This is a genomic window from Vibrio sp. D173a (genome assembly GCF_030248475.1).
This window is the reverse complement of the sequence record NZ_JAHGAH010001102.1, coordinates 1-466: the sequence shown is the minus strand read 5'-3', so window position 1 is coordinate 466 and position 466 is coordinate 1. Positions and strand designations below refer to the sequence as shown.

Annotated in this window: 1 protein-coding gene; it reads left to right on the top strand. The window is 51.5% G+C overall.

Annotated features, from left to right (window positions below; translation table 11 throughout):
- On the top strand, nt 1–466 hold a 466-nt coding region (locus tag KIV40_RS31585; protein ID WP_285353258.1), incomplete at both ends, for an iron chelate uptake ABC transporter family permease subunit.

The following is a 466-nucleotide window of genomic DNA, read 5'->3' as shown; positions in this document are numbered from 1 at the left end:
GCCATTGCCATTGGCGCTGCGTTAGCGGTATCCGGAGCGAGCCTACAGGTACTCTTGGGCAACGTACTGGCCGAGCCCGGCGTATTGGGTATTTCCGGTGGCGCTAGCCTTGCCATGGTTGTCGTCTTGTTCTTCTTACCGTTCGCACCAACACCAGAGCTGTTTATGATTGCAGCTATCGTTGGGTCGCTCTGTTTTACTTTATTGCTGGTAGGTATGGTGCGAGCCATGCGCTTGACCACCGCTAAGCTTCTGCTTATTGGCGTCGCGCTTGGTATTTTATCCGGAGCAATGGTGACATGGGCATTCTACTTCAGTGATGATCTAAGCCTTAGACAGCTGATGTATTGGTTAATGGGCAGTCTTGGTGGTGTCGCGTGGTATCAGCACTCGCTAACCTTGGTGATGATCCCAGTCGTTATCTGGCTGTGTCTACAAGGCAGCAAGCTTGATAAGTTCATGATAG